At 38.1% G+C, this 23249-nt stretch carries 25 protein-coding genes; all 25 read left to right on the plus strand.

Going from position 1 to position 23249, the window contains the following annotated elements; all coding sequences use genetic code 11:
* The first annotated feature begins 5 nt into the window (after positions 1-5).
* The 25 genes from frr (at position 6) to G415_RS0100425 (ending at position 23240) form a co-directional block, all read left to right on the plus strand.
* Positions 6-575 carry a ribosome recycling factor gene (gene frr, locus G415_RS11010; RefSeq protein WP_022669577.1) on the plus strand — a complete coding sequence of 190 codons (570 nt, stop codon included), beginning with the start codon at positions 6-8 and terminating at the stop codon, positions 573-575.
* Entirely contained in the window at positions 575-1279 is a 705-nt protein-coding gene (uppS, locus tag G415_RS11015) for a polyprenyl diphosphate synthase (RefSeq protein ID WP_022669578.1), read from the plus strand. The genes frr and uppS overlap by 1 nt, the downstream gene beginning before the upstream one ends.
* Positions 1276-2058 carry a phosphatidate cytidylyltransferase gene (locus G415_RS0100315; RefSeq protein ID WP_022669579.1) on the plus strand — a complete coding sequence of 261 codons (783 nt, stop codon included), beginning with the start codon at positions 1276-1278 and terminating at the stop codon, positions 2056-2058. Before uppS ends, G415_RS0100315 begins: the two co-directional genes overlap by 4 nt.
* Positions 2037-3179, plus strand: a complete 1143-nt coding sequence (gene dxr, locus G415_RS0100320; RefSeq protein ID WP_022669580.1) for a 1-deoxy-D-xylulose-5-phosphate reductoisomerase — start codon at positions 2037-2039, stop codon at positions 3177-3179. Before G415_RS0100315 ends, dxr begins: the two co-directional genes overlap by 22 nt.
* Positions 3179-4264: an RIP metalloprotease RseP gene (gene rseP / locus G415_RS09270; RefSeq protein WP_022669581.1), complete on the plus strand. Its 1086-nt coding sequence runs from the start codon at positions 3179-3181 to the stop codon at positions 4262-4264. Before dxr ends, rseP begins: the two co-directional genes overlap by 1 nt.
* Positions 4264-5331: a flavodoxin-dependent (E)-4-hydroxy-3-methylbut-2-enyl-diphosphate synthase gene (gene ispG / locus G415_RS0100330; protein WP_026939477.1), complete on the plus strand. Its 1068-nt coding sequence runs from the start codon at positions 4264-4266 to the stop codon at positions 5329-5331. The genes rseP and ispG overlap by 1 nt, the downstream gene beginning before the upstream one ends.
* A complete protein-coding gene (locus tag G415_RS0100335; protein ID WP_022669583.1) occupies positions 5312-6964 on the plus strand; it encodes a tetratricopeptide repeat protein in 1653 nt (550 codons plus the stop codon). The genes ispG and G415_RS0100335 overlap by 20 nt, the downstream gene beginning before the upstream one ends.
* Entirely contained in the window at positions 6961-7587 is a 627-nt protein-coding gene (locus G415_RS10535; protein ID WP_022669585.1) for a lytic transglycosylase domain-containing protein, read from the plus strand. Before G415_RS0100335 ends, G415_RS10535 begins: the two co-directional genes overlap by 4 nt.
* Positions 7581-8099 carry a CDP-diacylglycerol--glycerol-3-phosphate 3-phosphatidyltransferase gene (gene pgsA / locus G415_RS0100345; protein WP_022669586.1) on the plus strand — a complete coding sequence of 173 codons (519 nt, stop codon included), beginning with the start codon at positions 7581-7583 and terminating at the stop codon, positions 8097-8099. Before G415_RS10535 ends, pgsA begins: the two co-directional genes overlap by 7 nt.
* Positions 8100-8112: 13 nt before the next feature.
* Positions 8113-8937, plus strand: coding sequence for a 4-hydroxybenzoate octaprenyltransferase (locus tag G415_RS0100350; RefSeq protein ID WP_238321435.1), 825 nt, complete (start codon positions 8113-8115; stop codon positions 8935-8937).
* Positions 8930-9490 (plus strand): PilZ domain-containing protein, encoded by a 561-nt coding sequence (locus G415_RS0100355; protein ID WP_022669588.1) that lies wholly within the window; start codon positions 8930-8932, stop codon positions 9488-9490. The genes G415_RS0100350 and G415_RS0100355 overlap by 8 nt, the downstream gene beginning before the upstream one ends.
* The gene (locus G415_RS0100360) at positions 9483-9884 is read left to right on the plus strand and encodes a helix-turn-helix domain-containing protein (protein WP_022669589.1); all 402 of its coding nucleotides are present in this window, start codon (positions 9483-9485) and stop codon (positions 9882-9884) included. The genes G415_RS0100355 and G415_RS0100360 overlap by 8 nt, the downstream gene beginning before the upstream one ends.
* A 4-nt stretch (positions 9885-9888) precedes the next feature.
* Positions 9889-10227: a P-II family nitrogen regulator gene (locus G415_RS0100365; protein WP_022669590.1), complete on the plus strand. Its 339-nt coding sequence runs from the start codon at positions 9889-9891 to the stop codon at positions 10225-10227.
* Positions 10228-12762 carry a bifunctional uridylyltransferase/uridylyl-removing protein GlnD gene (locus G415_RS0100370; protein ID WP_022669591.1) on the plus strand — a complete coding sequence of 845 codons (2535 nt, stop codon included), beginning with the start codon at positions 10228-10230 and terminating at the stop codon, positions 12760-12762.
* Positions 12759-13445, plus strand: a complete 687-nt coding sequence (locus G415_RS10540) for a flagellar brake protein (RefSeq protein WP_026939479.1) — start codon at positions 12759-12761, stop codon at positions 13443-13445. The genes G415_RS0100370 and G415_RS10540 overlap by 4 nt, the downstream gene beginning before the upstream one ends.
* A gap of 3 nt (positions 13446-13448) precedes the next feature.
* Positions 13449-14384: a D-glycero-beta-D-manno-heptose-7-phosphate kinase gene (gene rfaE1 / locus G415_RS10435; RefSeq protein WP_026939480.1), complete on the plus strand. Its 936-nt coding sequence runs from the start codon at positions 13449-13451 to the stop codon at positions 14382-14384.
* On the plus strand, positions 14381-15103 hold the full coding sequence (kdsB, locus tag G415_RS0100385) for a 3-deoxy-manno-octulosonate cytidylyltransferase (protein ID WP_022669592.1): 723 nt from the start codon (positions 14381-14383) through the stop codon (positions 15101-15103). Before rfaE1 ends, kdsB begins: the two co-directional genes overlap by 4 nt.
* Positions 15096-16298 carry a bifunctional phosphopantothenoylcysteine decarboxylase/phosphopantothenate--cysteine ligase CoaBC gene (gene coaBC / locus G415_RS0100390; protein WP_022669593.1) on the plus strand — a complete coding sequence of 401 codons (1203 nt, stop codon included), beginning with the start codon at positions 15096-15098 and terminating at the stop codon, positions 16296-16298. Before kdsB ends, coaBC begins: the two co-directional genes overlap by 8 nt.
* The gene (gene hisD / locus G415_RS0100395; protein WP_022669594.1) at positions 16295-17575 is read left to right on the plus strand and encodes a histidinol dehydrogenase; all 1281 of its coding nucleotides are present in this window, start codon (positions 16295-16297) and stop codon (positions 17573-17575) included. Before coaBC ends, hisD begins: the two co-directional genes overlap by 4 nt.
* Positions 17553-18020, plus strand: coding sequence for an N-acetyltransferase (locus G415_RS0100400; RefSeq protein ID WP_022669595.1), 468 nt, complete (start codon positions 17553-17555; stop codon positions 18018-18020). Before hisD ends, G415_RS0100400 begins: the two co-directional genes overlap by 23 nt.
* Positions 18021-18133: 113 nt before the next feature.
* A complete protein-coding gene (locus G415_RS0100405; RefSeq protein ID WP_026939481.1) occupies positions 18134-19639 on the plus strand; it encodes a glutamate synthase-related protein in 1506 nt (501 codons plus the stop codon).
* Positions 19640-19652: 13 nt separating this feature from the next.
* Positions 19653-20093 carry a 4Fe-4S dicluster domain-containing protein gene (locus G415_RS0100410; RefSeq protein WP_022669597.1) on the plus strand — a complete coding sequence of 147 codons (441 nt, stop codon included), beginning with the start codon at positions 19653-19655 and terminating at the stop codon, positions 20091-20093.
* A gap of 10 nt (positions 20094-20103) precedes the next feature.
* Complete coding sequence (locus G415_RS0100415; RefSeq protein ID WP_022669598.1) at positions 20104-21363, plus strand: NAD(P)/FAD-dependent oxidoreductase; 1260 nt, start codon at positions 20104-20106, stop codon at positions 21361-21363.
* A 10-nt stretch (positions 21364-21373) separates the two neighbouring features.
* A complete protein-coding gene (locus tag G415_RS09280) occupies positions 21374-22501 on the plus strand; it encodes a class II glutamine amidotransferase (RefSeq protein WP_022669599.1) in 1128 nt (375 codons plus the stop codon).
* Positions 22494-23240 (plus strand): GltB/FmdC/FwdC-like GXGXG domain-containing protein, encoded by a 747-nt coding sequence (locus G415_RS0100425; protein ID WP_022669600.1) that lies wholly within the window; start codon positions 22494-22496, stop codon positions 23238-23240. The genes G415_RS09280 and G415_RS0100425 overlap by 8 nt, the downstream gene beginning before the upstream one ends.
* Positions 23241-23249: the final 9 nt, after the last annotated feature.

Below are 23249 nucleotides of genomic sequence, written 5' to 3' on the forward strand. Positions count from 1 at the left end.
AAACCATGGAGGCAGACGGCTTAGATAAAGTTCTCAAAGAGATGGAAGATAGCATGAAAAAAACCATATCGTCTTATAAAAAGTATTTGACGACTGTTAAAACGGGAAGGGCTCATGTCTCTATGTTTGAGAGTATTAAAGTTGAAGCATACGGCCAGCAGATGGCTATAAAGCAGCTTGCAACAATCTCGACTCCGGATGCGACAACAGTTGTCATTCAGCCGTGGGATGCATCTGTTATAAAGGAGATAGAGAAAGCGATTTTAAAAGCAAATATTGGTTTTACGCCGCAAAACGACGGTAAGACAATCAAGATAAACATACCACCTATGACAGAAGAAGACAGGAAGAAGGTTGTTAAGCTTTTAAAACAGGAGACAGAGAATTACAAGATTGCCTTAAGAAACGCAAGGAAGAAGGCTTTGAAGGTTGTTAAAGACCTTGAGAAGGATAAAATTATATCCGAAGATGAATCGAAAAAAGCCGAAAAAGAGGTAAAGAAGAAGTTGGACGATTACTCCAAAAAGATTGAAGAGCTATTGCAAGAGAAAGAGAAAGAGATAATAAACATCTGATGGATGAGAACTTTCCTTTTCATGTTGCCATCATCATGGATGGCAACGGCAGATGGGCTACATCATTGGGTAAGAAAAGAACATACGGTCATTACATTGGCTCAAAGGTTGTTGATGAGATAACAAAGGGTGCTGTAAAGCTTGGTATCAAATATTTAACCCTATACACATTCTCAACAGAGAACTGGAAAAGGCCAAAGAGTGAGATAAGATTTCTAATGGCTCTTCTTAAAACGCAATTGAGAAAGAAAGAGAAGCTATTTATGGACAATGGCGTTGCATTCTCAACAATCGGTGATATATCCGTATTTGACGAAAGAGTCAAAAAAGGCATTGAAGAGCTTAAAGAGAAGACGAAGAACAACAAAAAGATGAGATTAACACTTGCCCTAAACTATGGCGGAAAGCATGAACTAACACAGGCTGCAAAAAGATTAGCAGAAGATGTAAAGAGTAATAAGTTAAAAATAGACGATATGGACGAGAATACATTTGAGAGATACCTATACACTTACGATATGCCAGATGTTGACCTTCTGATACGAACAGGCGGTGAAAAAAGAATCAGCAATTTTCTTCTCTGGCAGTCTGCTTATGCTGAGTTTGTCTTTTTTGATAAATACTGGCCTGAGTTTACTGTTTCTGACCTTGAGACTGCAATAGATGAGTTTAAAAGACGCAAAAGAAGATTTGGCGGGTTGTGATAAAGCGCATAATTTCTGCAGCCATTCTTATACCTATTGTTGTATATGGCGTTTTAAAGGCTGATTTTTTTTATGTGAAGATTGTTTTGCTTTTTGTTGCATCTTTGGGTTATGCAGAGTGGATTGGTATGGATTCTAAGCCATTTGGCTTTAAGAAATCGCTGTATTTAAGTCTTTATTTTCTGCTTGCCTTCGTTTTTCTTTTTTATGGTGCATTTTTTAAAGAAGCCCTGTTTTTTGCATTTATAATGCATATGATTATAGGCTTTGGCTCTTTGAAAAATAGAAGTGTTCTTGAAGATTACTTCTATTTTGGCGGTATTCTCTATGTGTTTTTATACTTTTTTTCTGTTTATGTGATGGAGTTTGAAAATGGAAGGCTTCTGCTTCTTTTGATATTTGTCTCTATCTGGTCTGGCGATAGTTTTGCCTATTTTTTGGGTAAAAAATATGGAAAAAGAAAATTATCACCCACAATAAGTCCAAAGAAGACAAAAGAAGGTGCGTTAGCCGGTATTGTTGGTGGTGTTGTTTTGGGTGTTCTGTTTGGAGAAGCCATTGGAATTGGTATGTTTGATAGCTTTTTAGTTGCCTTTGTATCTAATATTGCTGGGATTTTGGGTGACCTTTCAGAATCGGTTATAAAGCGTTATTTTAACAAGAAAGACTCATCAAACCTGATTCCTGGACATGGTGGTGTTTTGGATAGATTGGATAGCTTTGCATTTGGCGTATTCTTTGTGTATCTGGTGTTGAGATGCAGAACCTTCTTGTTTTAGGCTCGACAGGTTCCATAGGCAGGAATACGCTTGATATAGTCTCAAGAACGAAAGAGTTTAATGTTGTCGGTTTGAGTTGTAAGAGCAATATCGATGAGCTGTCAAGACAGATAGAAAAGTTTAAGCCTAAGTATGTGTGTGTTGAAGATAGCAATTTGGCGGCTGTTGTTAGAGAGAGATTTAAAGATATAACCGTTTTTGAGAAAGAAGAAGGATTGATTGAGCTTGTCAGTCTTGAAAGTGTTGATTTTGTTGTAAATGCCATTGTTGGCTCTGCTGGACTTTCTCCCACATACTATACTCTGAAAAACTCCAAGAAGCTTGCGCTTGCAAACAAAGAGAGTCTCGTTGTTGCAGGCAGGCTTTTAAAAAAAATAGCAAATGATAATGGCATCGAGATTGTTCCTATAGATTCTGAACATTCGGCAATTTATCAGTGTCTTGAAGGCAAAAAAAAAGAAGAGATAGAAAAGTTGATTCTTACGGCTTCGGGTGGTCCTTTTCTTGATAAGGATTTTACTTCTGCGACGGTTGAAGATGCGCTAAGTCATCCAAACTGGGATATGGGTAAAAAGATTACGATAGATTCTGCCACGATGATGAATAAGGGTTTTGAGATAATTGAAGCGCGATGGCTGTTTGATATAAAGAGCATAGAAGTTGTGATTCATCCTGAAAGCATTATACACTCGGCTGTTGAGTTTGTTGATGGTTCTATCATTGCCCAGATTGCAGACCACGATATGCGTATTCCTATAGCGTATGCTCTCTTTAAGCCAAAAAGGGTTAGTCTGCCATTTAAGATAAGTCTTTCAGATGTAGGAAAACTCACATTTAGAAAGCCTGAGTTTGGCCGCTTTCCGACTCTTGAGTTTGCATTTGAAGCTTTAAGGAAGGAAGAGAAGAACTTGGGTCTAATTCTTAATGTTGCAGATGAGATAGCCGTTGAGAGTTTTTTGAAGGAGAAGATTAAATTTGTTGACATATTTAGAATTCTTGAGATATCTTTGGAGAAGTTTGAAGATAATTTGCCTTCTGAGATAGATGGGATAAAAGAGATGTTAAGGGATATAAAGGTTAAAGTGTTAGAGCTATTGAAAGATAGATTCTGGAGGAGTTAATGAACTGGATTTACGGTATAGCTGGGCTTGTTTTGATGGTTATCATACACGAGTTTGGACATTTTATTGTTGCAAGGATTTTGGGTGTTGGTGTTGAGCGTTTCTCTGTCGGGTTTGGCCCTGTTCTTTTTAAGATTAAACCAAAGAAGACTGAATATGCACTCTCTTTAATTCTGCTTGGTGGTTATGTGAAGCTAAAAGGAGAGAGTCCCAATGATGAGATTGAAGATACATCAGATGCCTTTTTTGCCCAGCCGTTGTGGAAGAGATTTCTGATTGTTCTTGCAGGACCTGTCTTTAACATAGCTTCGGCGGTTTTATTCTTTGCCCTTGCATACAATATAGGTATGGCTAAGCTTGCACCTGTTGTTGGTAAGGTGATGCCAAACAGCGAAGCTGCTAAGATAGGCCTTCAAAAGGGTGATAGGATTATTGCTGTAAACGGCATATCAGTTAAGAGTTGGGATGAGATGTCAAAGCTTATAAAGGCAAACCCAAATAGAAGGATTACAATCAAGATAAAAAGAGATGGCAAGATTATACAGATGAGTGCCACTCCTAAGGGTAAAAAGATAAAGGATATGCTGGGATATGAGCGCTTTGTTGGGCTTCTGGGTATTCTGCCTTCTGGTGATAGGGTGATAATCTCGTATCCTTTTTTGGAGAGCTTGGTCAAGGGAGCAGAGAGAACTGTCTATGTTGCAAAGGTTATGATTGTTGGACTTGTTAGGCTTATAGAAGGTGCGATACCGTCGAGTGAACTTGGTGGGCCTGTAATGATTGTTGACATAGCCGGTAGGGCTGCACAGTCGGGCATTAGCTACTTCTTTGCCTTTATAGCCTTGATAAGCATCAATCTTGGCATATTGAATCTGCTTCCTATACCTGTTTTGGATGGTGGGCATCTTATGTTTTACACGATAGAAGCAATAAGAGGCAAACCCGTGAGCGAAAAGGCGATAGAGAACTTCCAAAAGATAGGTATTGTTATACTGCTTGCACTGATGCTGTTTGCCTTTATGAATGATTTTAAGAGATATGGTGTATTTAAGTATGTGAAGGATAGAGTGGAACAGGTTAAATGATAAAGAGAAGAAAGACAAGACAGATTGATGTTGGTGGCGTTAAGATAGGTGGTGATGCGCCAATAGTTGTTCAGTCAATGACGAATACCGACACGCGCGATGTTGAAGCAACGCTTGAGCAGATAGAGAGATTGAAGGATAAGGGTTGCGAGATAGTGCGATGTGCCGTTATTGATGGAGATGCCGCAAGGGCTTTGAAGGAGATAAAAGCAAGAAGCCCGATACCCGTTATAGCTGACATTCACTTTAATTACAAACTTGCTCTGCTTGCAATAGAAAATGGTGCAGATTGTGTTAGGATAAATCCGGGCAACATAGGTTCTTTTGATAAGGTAAAAGAGATTTTAAAAGCTGCAGATGAGCATAATATTCCTTTAAGGATAGGTGTAAATTCTGGTTCTTTGGAGAAGGATTTGCTTGATAAGTATGGTTCACCTACAGATGATGCGTTGGTTGAAAGTGCATATAGATGGGTTAGAAGAATAGAAGATGCAGGTTTTGTGAATATGAAGATATCAATAAAATCTTCCGACCCGTTATCAACGATTGTCTGCAATGAGAAGATATCAGAGCTTATCGATTATCCGCTGCACATTGGTGTTACAGAAGCTGGCAGTTCAAAGGAAGGGATAATAAAGTCTGTCTCTGCTTTGGCTGTTTTATTAAGAGAAGGTATTGGTGATACGATAAGGATATCGTTGAGTGAGCCACCAGAAAACGAGATAGATGTCTGCTATGAACTGCTCAATGCACTTCATCTGAGAAAGAAAAGAACAATCGACTTTGTCTCATGCCCAACCTGTGGCAGAATAGAGATTGATTTAATAGCGCTTGTTGATGAGCTGAAAAAAAGGCTCTCACATATTAAAAAGCCTATCAAGGTTGCCGTTATGGGATGCGTTGTAAATGCACTTGGCGAAGCAAAGGAAGCCGATGTTGCTATAGCAGGCGGCAGGCATTTTGGTTTAATAATAAAGAAGGGAAAATTGCTAAAAAAGGTAAAAGAAGATAAACTGATAGATGAGTTTGTAAAAGTGGTGGAAGAGTATGCTGAAGAGATGGATTAGCGTTTTTTTGCCTGTATTTGTGGTGTTTTTGTTGTCCTTTTCTGCTTATGCAAAGCATGACAGTTCGTTTGTCGTGTATCACTATACGAAGGGCTATGTCGAGCTTTATAAGGGTGATTTTAAATCTGCCGCCGATGATTTGTGGCTTGTGTTTCCGTATATCATAGATAAAGAGTTTTACAATCAGCTTTCGGATATACTGGTTTATGGCGGTCAATACGATAAAGCACAGAAGGTTTTAAAGAAGGCTATAAAGGTTTATCCAAAAGAGAAGGAGTTTTATTACAAGCTGTTTGATATATACACAATAGAAGGCAAAACAAAGCAGGCTATGGAAGTAATGGCTAAAATAAAGGAGAGCTTTAAAAAGACACCTGATACGATAAAGAAGCTTGCGATTATGTATATGAAGTCGTCAAAATACAAAAAGGCATATAAGATTTTAAAGTATTATGTTGATAAAAAAGGCAAAAATGATGCATCGGCTCATTTTCTTCTTGCCAATGTCTGTTTAAAACTTAAGGATAAACAGTGTGTTTTGAAAGAATCAAAAATGGCATATCAGCTAAACAAGAATGTAAGATACGCTCTATTTCTTGCGGGTGTTTATGAGCAGTTTGGTATGTTTGATAAAGCTATTGAAGTTTACAAAAAACTGCCAGAAAATGCATTTATCGATTATGCTATTGCCAACGACTATTATCTGTTTGGAGATTTGAAAGGTGCAAAGCTTTTTTACTCTAAGGCGTTTAAGCTCTCAAAAAGAGTGGATTATCTTGAAAAACTCACCTTTGTTGATGTTAGGCTTAAAGATTACAGTGAAGTTGTCAATCTGTGTAAAGAGTATAAAAAATTTGTTGATGTGTCCGATAGGTTAAAGCTTTTCTGCGCTGTTGGTTTTTCAAGGCAGTCTAAATATGAGACTGCATTGAATCTTCTAAGTGGAATTAATCCTAAGGTGCCTTTTTATAAAGATGTGGTTTTGAATGAGATTTACTGCTATTTCAAGATGAAGGATTTTAGAAGGGTTGAAGATTTGCTTAAGAGCTTTGGCGATGTGGAGATGTATTTTTCAACTGTTGGCGAGCTGTATGTGAAAGATGGCAAGTTTAAGGATGGTATTGAACTGCTCTACGATGCACTGAAGAAGGCAAAAGATTTAAAAGAAAAATCAAATATTTATCTTTATATTGCCGATATCTATTACGATAAGCTTAAGGATAAGAGTAAAACTATTGAAACATTGAAAGAGCTTCTAAGGATAAATCCCAATTTTGCCGAAGGGTTAAACTATTTGGGTTATCTGTATATTGATGAAAATTTCAATGTTAAAGAAGGTGTTGAGCTTGTTAAGAAGGCTTTGAAGATAGATAAAAACAACCCTTACTATTTGGACAGCTTGGGTTGGGGCTATTATCGGCTGAAGGATTACAAAAAAGCTGAGTTTTACTTAAAAGAAGCTTTGAAGGGTTATAAAAAGAGTGAGAAGAAATCATTGGAGATAACACTTGAGCATCTATTGGAAGTTTATCTTAAAGAGAATGATAGAAAAGAAGCTTTAAAAACTGCAGAAGAGATACTAAAACTCAACCCTAACAACAAGAAGGCAAAGAAACTCTTAAAATCCCAATGAGAATTATTCTAATTGTTATGCTGGCCTTTTTTGTCTCATCATTTGCCTATAGTGGTTCTCTTCGCCTTGTAAAAAAGAATGGTGAAGTTGTCTATACAAACCTAAGCAGCAACCTGTTTTTTGCAAGGGCTTTTAGAGAAGCTTCATCAAAAAGCGAAGTTATGAAGCTTATAAAGAAGATATCAAAAAGGTATGGTGTAGATTATAAGCTCGTTGTTGCGATAGCTAAGATAGAATCGGATTTTGACGCCAATGCTGTCTCAAATAAGGGTGCAAAAGGCGTAATGCAGCTTATGGATAAGACGGCTAAGTTTTACGGTGTTGATGACCCTTATGATGTTGAGAAGAATGTTGAAGGTGGTGTAAGGTTTTTAAAACACTTGATAGAGAAATATCACGATGTTAAGCTTGTTGCTGCTGCATACAACGCAGGTGAGACGGCTGTTGATAGGTATAAGGGCATTCCGCCATACAGAGAAACAAGAAGGTATGTTGAAAAATTTTTGAGAGTGTATAACGGCAAGAAGGTTGTATATGTTGCAGACAAAAGAACAAAAAAACATATAAACAGATTGAGAAAAGTGGGCAATGTTTATACAAACATAGGATACAGCTTATGGTAAAGCATATTCCCAATCTTTTGTCTCTGTTTAGAGTGATTGATTTGATTGTTGTTATAGTTTTCTTAGAAAAAAGGATGCATCTTTGGGCTTTTGGTTTTTTTCTGCTTGGGATTTTGAGTGATGTGCTTGATGGTCATATAGCAAGAAAAAACAAAGCCGTAAGCAAGATAGGAAAGATTTTAGACCCACTTGCGGATAAGGTGCTTGTTGTTGGTGTATTGATAGCGCTTGTTAAGATCATGGATGTGCCTTACTGGATGGTTATTGTGATTGTATTTAGAGAGTTTGCTGTGACGGGTTTAAGGGTTGTTGCGGCAAGTGAGAATGTTGTGATTGCAGCGAATGTCTGGGGAAAGCTCAAAACAACATCCCAATTTGTGGCTTTGAGCTTGTTGATTTTAGGTTTTAGAACTGTTGGCGTGTATGCACTTCTGTTTGCTGTGATTATGACGGTTATCTCTGGTTATCTCTATTATCATGAATACTTTAAGGATAGGGATGTCTTCGCTTAAGAAGTTTCTTAATATGATAAAATTTGAGCATACGATATTTGCTCTGCCATTTGCGTATGTTGGTATGATTATGGGATTTGAGAATGGTTTCTCTTTTAAAGTGGCTTTACTTGTTACGATTGCTATGGCTTCAGCAAGAAGCACGGCTATGGCTTTGAATAGGATCATAGATTTAAAATACGATGCTTTGAACGAAAGGACAAAAAACAGAGAATTACCATCTGGAAAGATAAAGCTTAGGGATGCGTATATTTTTACATTTGTATCTGTTGTTATATTTGAGCTTTCTGCTTATCTGATAAACGATTTGGCGTTTAAACTCTCTCCTGTTGCTCTGTTTTTTCTTATCACATACTCATACACAAAGCGTTTTACATCCCTTTGTCATCTCTATCTTGGCGCAACCGATGCCATAGCACCGCTTGGTGGCTATGTAGCTGCAAGTGGAAGATTGGATGCACCTATCTGGCTGCTTGCTGGGTTTGTTATGTTCTGGATAGCAGGCTTTGACATACTCTATTCACTTCAAGATAGGGAGTTTGATAAAGAGTATGGGTTGCACTCTATACCTGTAAGTTTTGGTATCAATGGTGCTTTATGGACAGCAAGACTGTTTCATTTAATAGGTTTTGGTTTTCTTATTCTTAGCATGATTAAGTTTAATTTAAGTTATGTATCGTTTGTTGGAGCTTTGATTGTCTCTGTTTTGCTTTTTGTTGAGCATAAGCTTGTTGACCCAAATGACCCTAAGAAGATTAACCTTGCCTTTTTCAATATGAACAGTTATATTAGCATTGTATTATTCTTTACATTTTTGGTAGGTAAGTGTTATGGATGATGAGAAAAGAGGGTCAAGAAGGATAAGAAATAGGGTTTCCTTGTTTTATAGGTGTGTGGGTGAAAATGAGTTGGAAGATGTGAAGGATGAGATTTATCATACAGTTGAACCTGAAGATTCGTTTAGTTTTTTTATGTCTTTAAATAGGCTTGATTCGAGTTTTGACAATTTGAACAAGGCTTTTGTTCTTATGATGAAGCAGATGGATGCAAAACTCAACTATATCATCGATTTGTTAAGAGGAGGCGATGAGTTTGACGAGCTTAAGGGATTTAGGCAAACATATAGCTGTGATATATCAAGTGGTGGTATCTCTTTTATTACAGAGAATAGCTGTAAGATTGGCGATAAGGTATTTATGAAGATATTTTTGCCCATTGCAACACACTATACAATTAGGGCTTTGGGCGAGATTGTTGGTGAGAGCAAAAGGGATTCTAAGAATTGCTATAGCGTTGAATTTACCGACATAACAAACCAGAATAGGGAACTGATAATACACTATATGATATTTGTTGAAAGAAAGATGGCAAAGGATAGACTGAATGAGTAGTTTTTGGATTTTGCAGATAATATTTGACCTTGCCGTTGCGGGTTATATTCTTGCAACAAAGTATTTTGAGAAGAAGGAGAAGGAGAGTCTTTTAAGGTTAATAGAGAGTTTGCGCAACTTGGTTGAGAAGCAGAAGCAGTTAATAGACATAGCAAACTCAAGAATAAACGAGCATCAGGATAGACTGGCAAGGATACTTGAAGATATAAGAAAGAAAAATATGCTTCTGACTGAACTTTTGACCACAATAAAGAACAAGAGTTATGAAGATGAGATGAAGCTTGAAATAATAAGGTTAAAAAACAGTGGTAAGAGTGTTGATGAGATAGCAAAAAAGCTTAAAATGAGCAAAGGTGAAGTTGAATTAATTTTAAAACTATACGAGGGGGAATAGGTAAATGAAAAAGGTCGAAGCTATTATTAAACCTTTTAAACTGGATTCCGTTAAAGAAGGTTTGATGGAACTTGGGATAAAAGGTTTGACTGTTAGTGAAGTTAAAGGATACGGAAGACAAAAAGGGCATACAGAGATTTACAGGGGGGCAGAATATGTTGTAGATTTTTTGCCCAAGGTGAAGATAGAAGTTGTTGTTGAAGATGAAATGGTTGAGCCTGTTATTGAGAAAATAATTGAAACTGCAAAAACGGGTAAGATTGGCGACGGTAAGATATTTATAATCCCGATAGAAGAAGCGATAAGGATAAGAACATCTGAAAGAGGCAAAAACGCCATCTAAATGGATGATTTCAAAGAAGTCAAAAAGAGAGAAAAAGAGAAGCTGTTTGAAAAACTCAAACAGTGCAACAGATTAAGAAAAAGGGTAAGGTATGTAGTCAAAGCTCATACCGATTGGGTTGATAAGATTCTTATCGAGTATTTAAATAAATTTAACCTTCCCAAGAAGTTTACCGTTTTGGGTGTAGGTGGTTACGGTAGAAGGCAACTCAATCCGGCTTCCGATATAGATATTCTAATACTATCCGAAGAAAAGGGCGATAGATTTGAAGAACTTGTGAGGGGGATTTACGACCTTTTCTATTTTTTAGGGTATGAGTGTTCTGTCGGTTTTAGAAGTGTTGATGAGACTATAGAAGATGCTCTGAGAGACGATACGATAATGACATCGCTTTTAGATGCTCGTTTTATCTATGGTGATAGGTCTTTTTTTGATAGGTTTAGCAGTCTATTTTTTAACGATATTGTCAAGAAGAGTAAAGAAGGCTTTATTGAGAAAAAGCTTGAGTATATGAAATCAAGGTATGCAAAATATGGCAATACAGTTTTTGTGCTTGAGCCCAATGTGAAGGAAGGTGTTGGTGGTTTAAGGGATTATCATACGCTTATCTGGATATCGAAGGTTTTGTATGGCTCAAAGAGTGCTCTTGATATGAAAAGAAAAGGTATTTTGCAGATAGACGATTATGGAAGGCTTAGAGATGCGCTCTATTTTTTGTGGCAGGTTAGAAACGCTCTGCATTTTGAGAACAAGAGAAAAAACGATATTCTGTATTTGGATATGAGAGAGAAAATAGCCCAGGATTTGGGTTTTGTCTCAAGCAACAGGTTTTCATCTTCGGAAAGACTGATGAGACGCTATTATTATAACACACGCAATATGGAAAGGGTTGTAAACACATACATAAATAGTTTTATCAATAAAGGCAGTGAGAATAAGCCATTTTTTTATTTGGACGAGACGGTTAAAAGCAACGGAGAACTGGATGTTGAAAAGGAGTTAGACTTCAGACAGCTTCTGTTTCTCTTTTACTATTCTGCTCTTTACTCTAAGGATATATCTGTTGACACACTTAGAAAGGTAAAAGGTTTGCTTCAGTTTGTGTCAAAGTTTAGGTCTGATAAGACATTTGCGTTTGTGTTTAAAGATATCTTATCTTTAAATCAGCCAATAACGAAAACGATAAGGATAATGCATGAAGTTGGATTTCTGGATAGGTATATACCTGAGTTTGGCAATGTCTGTTGTTTAACCGAAGATAGCCTTTATCATAAATACACAGTTGATGAACACTCTATTCAGGCTTTGGGATATCTTGATGAGCTGTATGATTATGACGTGCCAAAGACTTTTGTTATGAGACTTGCCCATATATGGAAGAACTTAGAGCCGTTTGATAGGTTGGCTTTGAGATTGGCTGTTTTGCTGCATGATATAGGCAAAGTCGAAAAAGAGCACCATGAGATAGTCGGTGCACAGATGGTTGATAGAATTGCAAAGCGGCTGAGATTGGGCAAAAGCCTGAAAGAGAAGGTTGAGTTTTTGGTGAGATATCATTTGCTTATAAGCAGGATTGTATCAACGCTTGATATTGAAGACCCAAAGACGCTTGAAGATTTTATGAAGATAGTTGATAGCAAGGATAAACTCAATCTGCTTATGCTTTTAACTTATGCTGATATGAAAGCCGTGAACGACAATGTGTGGACTTCGTGGAAAGAGACGCTAATTGAGACTATCTATCTTAAGGCAACCTATGCGTTTGAGAATAAGAATTACGACGAATATCTAAGGCTTAATGCACTTGATTCGAAGAGAAAGATTAAGGCTATTTTAGGTGAAGCTTATGTTGGGCTTGTAGATGAGTTTCCAGATAATATATTTAATGATATTGATTTTAAAAGCATGGCGATATACATTAGAGACATAAAAGATACATCAAGAAATGTGTTTGTATATAAGGAGTCAGAAGAGCTCGGAAAAATTGTTGTTTATTACGATAATAAGTTTGGCTTTTTTAACACAATAAGCGGGATACTTGCTTGTCTTGATATAAACATAATAACGGCAAAGTCTTACAATCTTTATTCTACTAAAATTGTTGATATATTTAGAGTAAAGTTTAATGCTGACCATAGTGTAGATGACTATATAATAGAAGATATGCTTGCCGCTGTTGAATCGGGCAAGATGGATATAGAGAAGTGCATGGATGAAAAGAAGGGAAGATTCTTAACAAGGCTTGAAAAAGCTAAGATTGAGATGTCTCTTCAAAATGTAAATGTAATTGTTGATAACAATATCAGCGATTTATATACTGTTGTCAGGATATACGCACCAGACCGTATTGGTTTGGTTTATTACATAACAAAGGTGTTTAAAGAGTTCAGGTTTCAAGTTGGTATGTTTATTCTTGACACAAAAGGCACTATGGCTGTCGATACCTTTTATGTTGTGGATGAGAATTTTAGAAAGATTTACTCCCAAAAGCTTGTTGAACTTCTAAAGAGTAAATTGTATGAGGTTCTCATTTGAGAAAAGAGCCTATTAAAGTAAGCGATATATCTAAGGTTATACCGATTGGTCAGAAAGTTATGGTTTATGTTCAAGAAGGTAATTTTCAAGGCACATACTCAAGTTTCATTTACGATATAGATGAATCTAAAAATATTTATATCTCTATGCCAACAAATGAGAATGGACTTAAAGCCGTAGTAAGAGAAGGCGAAAAGTTGGAAGTCAGCTTTGTTGATAGGCGTGGTTTCAGGATTGGTTTTACATCGAAGCTTAAAGAGATTCTCAATAAAGACGGACAGGTTATATACAAGCTTGATAAACCAACTTCGTTAGCAAGGGTTGAATTAAGGGAAAACTTTAGAGTTCCTGTTTTAATAGAAGCATCCTTTTATGCATTTAAAAACGGAAAGATAGAAAAAGCAAAAGGAACAATTTTGGATATAAGTGCAGGCGGCGTTAGATTGTCAACCGATATAGAGCTTGAAGTGAGGGATAAGCTGTATCTTGAGTTTGACTTGGGTGGAACAAAATTGGAAGAGATAGAAGCAGAAGTTGTAAGGAAGGCGATAACAGGAGAAGAAGGCGTAAATCATTATGGATTGCGTTTTACGGATTTGTCCAAGGATGAAGAAGATATGATAATCAAGTTCTGTTTATCAAAGCAGCTTGAACTTGCAAGAAAGATGCGTGGTTTGGAGTGAGATGTGGATGTATCAAGACTGAAAGAAGCAAGAGTTGCCGTTGTTGGTGATTTAATCTGTGATAAGTATGTTTTTGGCAAGGTTGAAAGGATATCTCCCGAAGCACCTGTGCCGGTTGTTAGGGTTGAAAAAGAGAGCTACTTTTTGGGTGGTGCATCAAATGTTGCCTTGAATCTTAAGAGTCTTGGTGCGACTGTTAGGCTGTTTGGTGTTATAGGTAATGACACATGCGGTAAGCGTCTGTTGAATATGATTAGGGAGAGCGGCATAGAGACCAACGGTGTGCTTGTGCTTGATGATAGACCGACAACGCTTAAGACTCGAGTTATAGCTCAGTCTCAACAGATTGTTAGGTTCGATAGAGAGAAGATTTTAAAGATAGATAAGAAGGTTGCCTTTGAGATAGCACGGATGGTTAAAGAGAGCGGCGTTAATGCTGTTATTGTCTCTGATTACGGAAAGGGCGTTGTTAGTGAGTATCTGATTAAATCTATTGTTGAGTTGGGTGTTTTTGTTGCTGTTGACCCTAAGATTAAAAACGCCTATGCCTATAAGAATGTCAACATAATAACACCAAATTTAAAAGAAGCAGAAGAGATAAGTGGCGTTGAGATAGATGCTTTTGTAAATGGCATTGAGCTTGCAGCAAAGAAGATAATAAAAAAGACAAACTGTGAGTATCTGCTTATAACTCAGGGCGAGAAGGGTATGAGCTTGTTTGATAAAAGCGGGCTTATCATGTATCAGCCATCAAAAGCTAAGGATGTATATGATGTGACAGGTGCTGGAGATACTGTTATAGCGACTTTGACAGCTTCTGTATCTGCCGGTTTTGATATAAAGGATGCTGTGAAGATATCTAATGCTGCAGCTGGTGTCGTTGTTGGTAAAATGGGAACGGCAACCGTTAGTTTGAATGAGCTAAAAGAAGCGCTATGAGTGTTGCTATCTTGATACCTGCACGATATTCATCAAGCAGGTTTGAAGGAAAGGTGCTTGCAAGGATTGGCTCAAAGACGATGGTTAGAATGGTGTATGAAGCGGTTAGAGAGTCTAAATATGCCGATTTTGTGGCTGTTTTGACTGATGATAGGCGCGTTGTTGATGAAGTCAACTCATTCGGTGGCAGTGTGTTTGAAGTAAAGGGCAATTTTAACAGTGGCACGGATAGAATAGCTGCTTTTGTCAAGAATAACAGGTTTGATTATATTGTGAATATGCAGGCTGATGAACCGTTGATTGATGCAGATACTGTTGATAGGCTTATAGAGTGTATCATGGATAGCAACTCAGAGATGGCGACACTTGTATCTAAGGCAAAAGAAGAAGAGCTTGATGATAAGAGTGTTGTAAAGGTTGTTGTTGATAATGATGGATATGCACTTTACTTTTCGCGCAGCAGAATACCGTTTAACAGAAATCCGTTTGATGGGTATTTGAAGCATGTTGGTATATACGCTTACTCGTTTGATGCTTTGATGAAGTTGAGCTCTTTGACTCCTTCTTCGCTTGAGCTTGCTGAAGGACTTGAGCAGCTAAGGGCACTTCAAAATGGCATTAGGATAAAAACCTGTATGACGGATAAGTTTTTGATAGGTGTTGATACAAGGGAAGATTTAAAAAAAGTTTTAAGATATCTGGAGATAGACGATGGCTAAAGCTAATGTTGTTTTGGGTGTAACTGCGAGTATAGCCATATACAAGGCTTTGGAAGTGTTAAGCATCTTGAAGAAAAGGGGATATGCTGTAAGGGTTGCAATGACAGAAGAAGCTCAAGAGATGATTTCACCTGTTGTTTTTGAAGCTTTGACGAATGCCGAAGTTTATACAGATGTTATGGAAGAGATTGAAAGCGACGATACAAACATTACGCATGTTGCTTTAGCAAAGTGGGCTGATGTGTTTGTTGTTGTTCCTGCAACTGCTAATATTATCGCTAAAATGTCTTATGGTTTTGCAGATGACCCTGTCAGCATAATTGCCCTTACGACAAAGGCTCATAAAATCATAGCGCCTGCAATGAATACAGATATGTATCTAAACCCAATTGTTCAGAAGAATCTTGAAATCCTTAAGGAGAACGGTTTTGTCATTGTTGAGCCGATTGATGGTGAGCTTGCATGCAATACAAAGGGCGTTGGACATATAGCTTTATGTGAAGATATAGTTGATGTTATTGAATCTTCGCTCTATTTTAAACATTTCGAAGGCAGAAAAGTGATTATTACTGCAGGCCCAACGGCTGAGCCTATAGACCCTGTAAGGTATATAACAAACAGGTCAAGCGGCAAGATGGGTTTTGCTTTGGCTAAGATGGCAAAGTTTATGGGCGCAGATACGACGCTTATTACAGGGCCTGTCTGTTTGAGAGAACCCTACGGCGTAAAAAGGATTGATGTTGAAAGGGCAACCGATATGCTCGATGCTTTAAAAAGGGAGATATCAAAAGCAGAAGGTGAGATAATCCTTATAATGGCTGCAGCTGTTGCCGATTTTAAGCCAAAGGAGTATAAAGAGAGCAAAATAAAGAAGAGTGGCAGTGAGTTTGTTTTAGTGCTTGATGAGAATCCAGATATAACGGCTGAGATTAACAGGTTTGCCAAAGAGAATGATAAGAATCTAATAATTGTGGGATTTGCCGCAGAGACGAATGATTTGATTGAGAATGCTAAGAAAAAGATAGAGAAAAAAGGGCTTGAGTTTATAGTGGCAAACGATGTTTCAAGGAGTGATATAGCTTTTGGCAGTGATGATAATGAAGTTATTTTGATTTATGCAAATGGAAAGCGGGAGAAGATAAACAAGGCTTCAAAAGAAGAGATAGCCTTTGAGATTTTGAGGAGGCTAATTTGATTAAAATAAAAAATAGAGAAGATATAAATGGTATAGCCGACTTTTTAAAAAGCAGAAGGCTTGACTTTGCAAAGTTTGAAGATACCGTTAAAAGAATAATCGAAGATGTGAAAAATAAAGGCGATAGTGCTCTTTTTGAATATACGAGGCGGTTTGATGGTTTTGATGCAAACAAAGAGAGTATCATTGTAAAGCAGAGAGAGATAGAAGAAGCCAAAAATTTTATACCTGATGAACATAAAGAGATAATCAAGTGCGCAGCAGAAAGAATTGAGAAGTTCCACAGGGCTTTTTTGCCTAAGTCTTCGTTTGTTGAAGAAGATGGTGTTATTTTGGGCAATAGGGTTACACCTGTAAGTTCTGCTGGTTTGTATATACCGGGCGGTAAGGCTGCCTATCCTTCGACGGCTTTGATGACGATTATACCTGCAGTTGTTGCAGGTGTTAAAAATATTCAGATTGCAACACCATCAAAGGGCGGAGAAGCCAATCCCTATGTGCTTTATATTGCAGACCTTTATGGCATAGAGAAGGTTTATAAAGTTGGTGGTGCTCAGGCTATAGCTGCTTTTGCATACTCAACTGAGACTATAGAGAAGGTTGATGTTGTTGCAGGCCCGGGCAATATCTATGTTGCCATTGCCAAAAAGCTTGTGTTCGGTGATGTTGGTATAGACTCGATAGCAGGCCCATCAGAAGTGATGGTTGTTGCTGATGAAAGTGCAAATGTTGAGTATATAGCGAAAGACTTGTTGTCTCAGGCTGAGCACGACGAGATGGCTGGCTGTTTCTTTGTTGGGTTAAATGAGAAACTAACACTTGAAGTTGAAAGAAGGTTTTTTGAGCTTTCAGAAGATAATCCAAGGGCAGATATAACCAAAGAGTCGGCAAAGAATGCATTTTTTGCTTTTGTTGAAGATATTGAGCTTGCAGCTGAACTAGTTGATTTAGTTGCACCTGAACATCTTGAGATTCAGCTTGAAGAGCCTTATCTGTTCATAAATCGTATAAGGAATGCAGGTGCGATATTCGTAGGAGAGTTTACACCAGAGCCTATCGGTGATTATGTTGCAGGCCCTAATCATACGCTTCCCACTTCCCAAACGGCTCGCTTCTTCTCGCCGTTGTCATGCGAAACATTCATGAAGAAGAGCAGTCTGTTGCACTTCAGTAAAAAGGGTTTTCTTAAGGTTGCAAAATGTGCTTCTGAATTTGCAGAGATAGAAGGCCTATTTGCCCATAAGGGTTCAATAGATGTCAGATATAAATATAGTTAAGCCCACCTTAAACGATGTTGACGATATTTATAAGCTTGTTTCATATTTTGCCAAAAAAGGTGATATACTTGCAAGGAGTAAAGAAAACATAGCAGAAAGAATAAGGGAGTTTCAATGCGCTAAGGGGAATGGAAATGTTATAGGTATAAGCAGTTTAAGAATTTTTTATCCACATCTTGCTGAAATAAGGAGTATAGCAATAGATGAGAATTATCAGAACATGGGTATAGGTAAGATGCTTGTTAGTGCCTGCATAGAAGAGGCCAAGAGATTAGGTGTTAAGAATGTTTTTGCTTTGACATTTAAGAAGGAGTTTTTTCTAAAATTAGGCTTTAAGCCAATAGATAAAAAAGAGTTGCCGTCAAACAAAATTTGGGAAGATTGCATAAATTGTCCGCTATTTCCTAACTGCAAGGAAGAAGCTGTAATATACTCTCTTTATTAAATTTCTCTTAACATATCTGTTTTTCTCATAAATGTGTGATAATTGACAAAAATTTTACAATTTTATATTATTTGTTTCCAAAGTTTTTTAAGGAGGCAGACAAAGTGAAATGGATGAAGAACTTAAAAGAGTATGTTCCACCTTCTTTTATAGTAGAAAGGGATGATTATAGATGTATTAGATGTAAAGCATGCGTTGAACAGTGTTCATTTGGGGCAACATTTTACGATGAAGATGAAGACAGGGTGTGGAACTGGAATGCTAAGTGTGTTGGATGTAATAGATGTGCTGCGATATGTCCTACAGAAGCTATAACGATTAAAAGGTCTGCTCCCACATATAGGTATAATCACAACTGGAACACGCATATAGATGGGTTGAAGAAAAGAGCCATATTTGGTGGAACACCAGTCGTTTCTATGGGAAACGATAAGCCATATCCTATTTACTGGGACCACATGCTTCTTAATGCTTCTCAGGTTACAAACCCTTCGATAGACCCTTTAAGGGAACCGATGGAGTTAAAGACATTCTTGGGAAGAAAACCCGCTAAAATAGAAGTTAGTGATGATGGATTGAAAACTCGCCTTGCTCCACAGCTTGAACTTGAAGTGCCTATTATGTTTGCCGCAATGAGCTATGGCGCTTTGAGTTATAATGTTATTGAAGCATTGGGAAGGGCAGCAAAATACATGGGCACATACTATAACTCTGGAGAAGGTGGTTTGAATAAAGACCATTACAAATTCAAAGGGAATATAATTGTTCAGGTTGCTTCTGGAAGGTTTGGTGTTCATAAGGATTATTTGGATGTTGGAAGTGCCATAGAGATTAAAATAGGTCAGGGTGCAAAGCCGGGCATCGGTGGTCATCTGCCGGGCGAAAAGGTTTCTGAAACGATTTCTGAGACAAGAATGATGCCTAAAGGCTCTGATGCTTTGTCTCCTGCTCCACATCATGATGTCTATTCAATCGAAGATTTAAGACAGCTCATATTTGCTTTAAAAGAAGCAACAGAATACAAAAAACCAGTTGCTGTAAAGATTGCGGCTGTTCACAATGTTGCAGCAATTGCAAGTGGTATAGCAAGGGCAGGTGCAGATATAATTGTAATTGATGGATTCAAAGGCGGAACAGGTGCATCACCACAGGTTATCAGAGATAATATCGGTTTACCACTTGAGATTGCTTTGGCTGTTGTTGATGAAAGGCTGCGTTCAGAAGGCATCAGACAGGATGTCTCTATTGTTGCAAGTGGCGGTATAAGAAACTCGATGGATGTGGTAAAGGCGATAGCTTTGGGTGCAGATGCCGTTTACATAGGAACGGCGGCTTTGATTGCCATAGGTTGCACAATGTGTCAGCAGTGTCATACCGGTAAATGTGCATGGGGAATCTCAACCCAAGACCCGCATCTCTCAAAAAGGGTTAATCCAGACATTGCAAGTAAAAGGCTTATAAATCTGCTTGAAGTGTGGGCACTTGAGATAAAAGAGACAATGGGTGCTATGGGTATAAATTCAATAGAGTCCCTAAGAGGCAACAGACTCAATCTTCGCGGCGTTGGTCTTAACGAGAAAGAATTAGAAATACTTGGCATCCTGCCAGCTGGAGAGTAAGGAGAAGGTATCGATGAAAGTGGTAAAGATAAAGGAAGATAATTGTGTTTACTGTCATTTGTGTGAAGTTGCCTGCATTGTTGAACACTCTCAATCAAAGGACATAATAAAGGCATTCAAAAGAGAAGAGCGTCCTATAGCTCGCTGCAGCGTTGAGTTTAACTATCCAGTCTCTTTGAGTGTAATGTGCAGACACTGTGATGATGCACCGTGTATGGAAGCCTGTCAAAATGGTTCTATGCACAGAGATGAGCGTGGCTATGTTGTTGTTAATCCGGATACATGCGTTGGTTGTTGGATGTGTATAATGGCGTGTCCTTACGGTGTTATAAAAAGGGATACACGCAGGGAAGTCTGGGGTCTGTCAACGAAGTGTGATTTGTGTCCAGATAGGGAGATTCCGGCCTGCGTTGAAGCATGTCCAAATGAAGCTTTAACTTTCGAAGAACTGTAAGGGGAAGGATATGAGAGTTGTAATAGTGGGAAACTCTGTAGCAGCTATAAACGCTATAGAAGCTATAAGAGAGAAGGATAAGATTTCAAAGATTACAGTTATATCAGATGAGAATTATAGGGCTTACTCCCATCCTTTGTTGCCCAATCTTGTTATAGGAGAAGTAAGCAGGTCTGAAGAGAGATTCTATTACAGAAAAAAGGATTTTTACGAGAAGAACAAAGTTGATACGCTGCTGGGTAAAAGGGTTGTAAAAATTTTGCCACAGCAGAAGCAGGTGGCTTTGGAGAGTGGTGAGAAGATAGAGTATGATAAGCTGCTTATAGCCTGTGGTGGAAGGCCTATAAAACCACCTATGGAAGGGCTTGAACTTGAAGGTGTCCATACGCTTACGAATATAAAAGCCGCAGACGAGTTGAGAAAAGATTTGAAGAATATAAAGCAGTGCGTTGTCATTGGTGGTGGACTTATAGGAAGCAAAACTGCTGAGAAGCTTGCTAAGAAGGGCATAAAGGTTACGCTTGTTGAGTTGATGAGACGGGTTTTGTATCCCGTTTTAGATGATACGGCCGCTGATTACATTCATAAAGAGCTTAAATCATTAGGTGTTGAGCTTGTGCTAAACGACTCTGTAAGTGCTATCTTAGGCGATAAAAGAGTTAAAGAAGTTGAGTTAAAAAGCGGTAAGAAGATAAAGACAGACGGTGTTGTTGTTGCTGTTGGTGTTGCACCTAATATGGATATGGCAAAGGATGCCCAATTAGAAGTTAATAAAGGTATCGTTGTAAACGATTTTATGCAGACATCCGATGAGAACATATTTGCAGCCGGTGATGTTGCAGAAGCATACGATATGGTTTTGGGGGTAAAAAGGCCTATACCTATTCTGCCTTTAGCGGCAAGGCAGGGTAGAGTTGCAGGCCTAAATATTCTCGGCAGCGATGTGAAGTATAAGGGTGGATTTGCTATGAACTCAATCACCATAGGAAAAGTCAGTTTTATCTCTATGGGTATCATTGATTCAGATGAGCTTGAAGTTTTGAAGATTAAAAAGGATGGAGAATATAGAAAGTTTTTGATAGATGACGATAACAGGCTAAAGGGTATGATTCTTGTTGGAAATATAGAGAAGGCGGGAATGTTTAACTGGATGATACAGAATAAGTTGGATGTGTCTTGGATGAAGGATACATTCCTAAATAGTGACTTTGGATGGAAGTATTTTAATAAAGCCTTTAGGGTTTTAAGGCTGGATAGAAAAATAAAATAGGGTGGTTGAGATGGAGCTTGTTAAGGATATATCGGGTTGTGGTATAGCTGGATTTATAAATACTGATGGTGAGCGTATCTCAGGGACTGATATAGTTGATGCTATTACGCTAATGAGAGATAGGGGAAACGGACTTGGTGCTGGTTATGCAGCATACGGAATTTATCCCGATTTTAAGGATTTTTACGCTTTACACATTATGTATGACGATGAGTATGCAAGAAAGAAAACAGAAGAGTATCTTGAGAGAAAGGTTCATATAGAGCAGCATGGCGGTCTTCCTACAAGGCCGATAAAGAAAAAAAGACCGATATTCTTTGTCTATTTTGTTCAACCACGAGAACAGAGCACCAAGGGAGAGAGTGAAGAGTTTAGGCTTGAAGAGACAGATGAGTTTATATTTAAGCTTGTTATGTTTATAAACGAGAATATAGACGGTGCATTTGTTATATCAAGCGGCAAGAATATGGGTGTTTTTAAGGGCGTTGGTTTTCCCGACGAGATAGCAAACTTCTTTAGGGTTGATGAGTATAAAGCGTTTTGTTGGACTGCTCATAACAGATTCCCAACAAACACGCCCGGATGGTGGGGTGGTGCTCATCCGTTTTCATTACTTGGATGGAGTGTTGTGCATAATGGCGAGATATCATCCTATGGTGCAAACAAACGCTATCTTGAGATGTTCGGCTATAAATGTACTCAAAAAACAGATACGGAAGTTGTCGCATACCTTTTGGATTTATTGATAAGAAAACATGGTTTGTCTTTGCATACTGTTGCCAAGATATTTGCTCCACCGTTGTGGAGCGAGATAGAGATAATGGATGAGAAGGATAAAGAGCTCTATACAGCTTTAAGAGCGGTTTATGGCGGTGCGATGCTTAATGGACCATTTTCAATAATAGTTGGATTTAGAGGCGGTATGTTTGGTCTAAACGATAGGATAAAGCTAAGGCCGCTTGTTGTGGCAAAGAAAGGCTCAAATGTTTATATGGCGAGTGAAGAGTCGGCAATAAGGTTCATAGCAGACGATTTGGACGAGATATACATGCCAAAGGCTGGCGAACCAGTGATAGCTATGCTGAGCGATGAAGCTTATCAGAAGGTTTATGGCACAAAGGAGAGAAGCTATGTATGAGATAGATGCAAAAGGTGTTTATTATAAAGATTTAAACGAGCAGATAAGGGAAGCGATAAGAAACCACAATAGAGACATTGTTTTGCATAATGTTTGTGGCCAGTATTACATAGGTTGTGGTTTAAACGATAAGGATGTGAAGATAACGATAAATGGTGTGCCTGGCAATGATTTGGGTGCCTTTATGAATGGGCCTACGATTATTGTTAATGATGATGCTCAAGACGGTGTTGGCAATACAATGAATGGCGGTAAGATAGTGATTTATGGCAATGCTGGTGATGTTGTGGCATACAGTATGCGTGGCGGTAAGGTGTTTATAGAGAAAGATGTTGGATATAGGGCCTGTATTCACATGAAGGCATACAAGGAGATGAACCCGACGGTTGTTATAGGTGGATGCTCTGGTGCCTTTATGGGCGAATATATGGCGGGTGGAACACTGATTCTTCTTGGTTTAACCAAAAAGGAAGATAAACCCATAACCGGTGTTTATCTTGCAACAGGTATGCACGGCGGTAAAATATTTATAAGAGGCAAAGTGCCTGAGCATCTTCTGTGGAAAGAAGCTGTAATGGTTGAACCAACTAAAGAGGAATTTAATAAAATTGAAGAAGAAGTTAAAGAATTTTGCAATCTTTTCAAAATTGATTATAATAGAGTTATGGAAGAAGAGTTTGTAAAGGTCGTCCCGAAATCGACAAGACCTTACGGACACCTTTACATTCCAGGCCCATAAAAGGGCAAT

The organism is Hippea alviniae EP5-r (assembly GCF_000420385.1).
Taxonomy (GTDB): Bacteria; Campylobacterota_A; Desulfurellia; order Desulfurellales; family Hippeaceae; genus Hippea; species Hippea alviniae.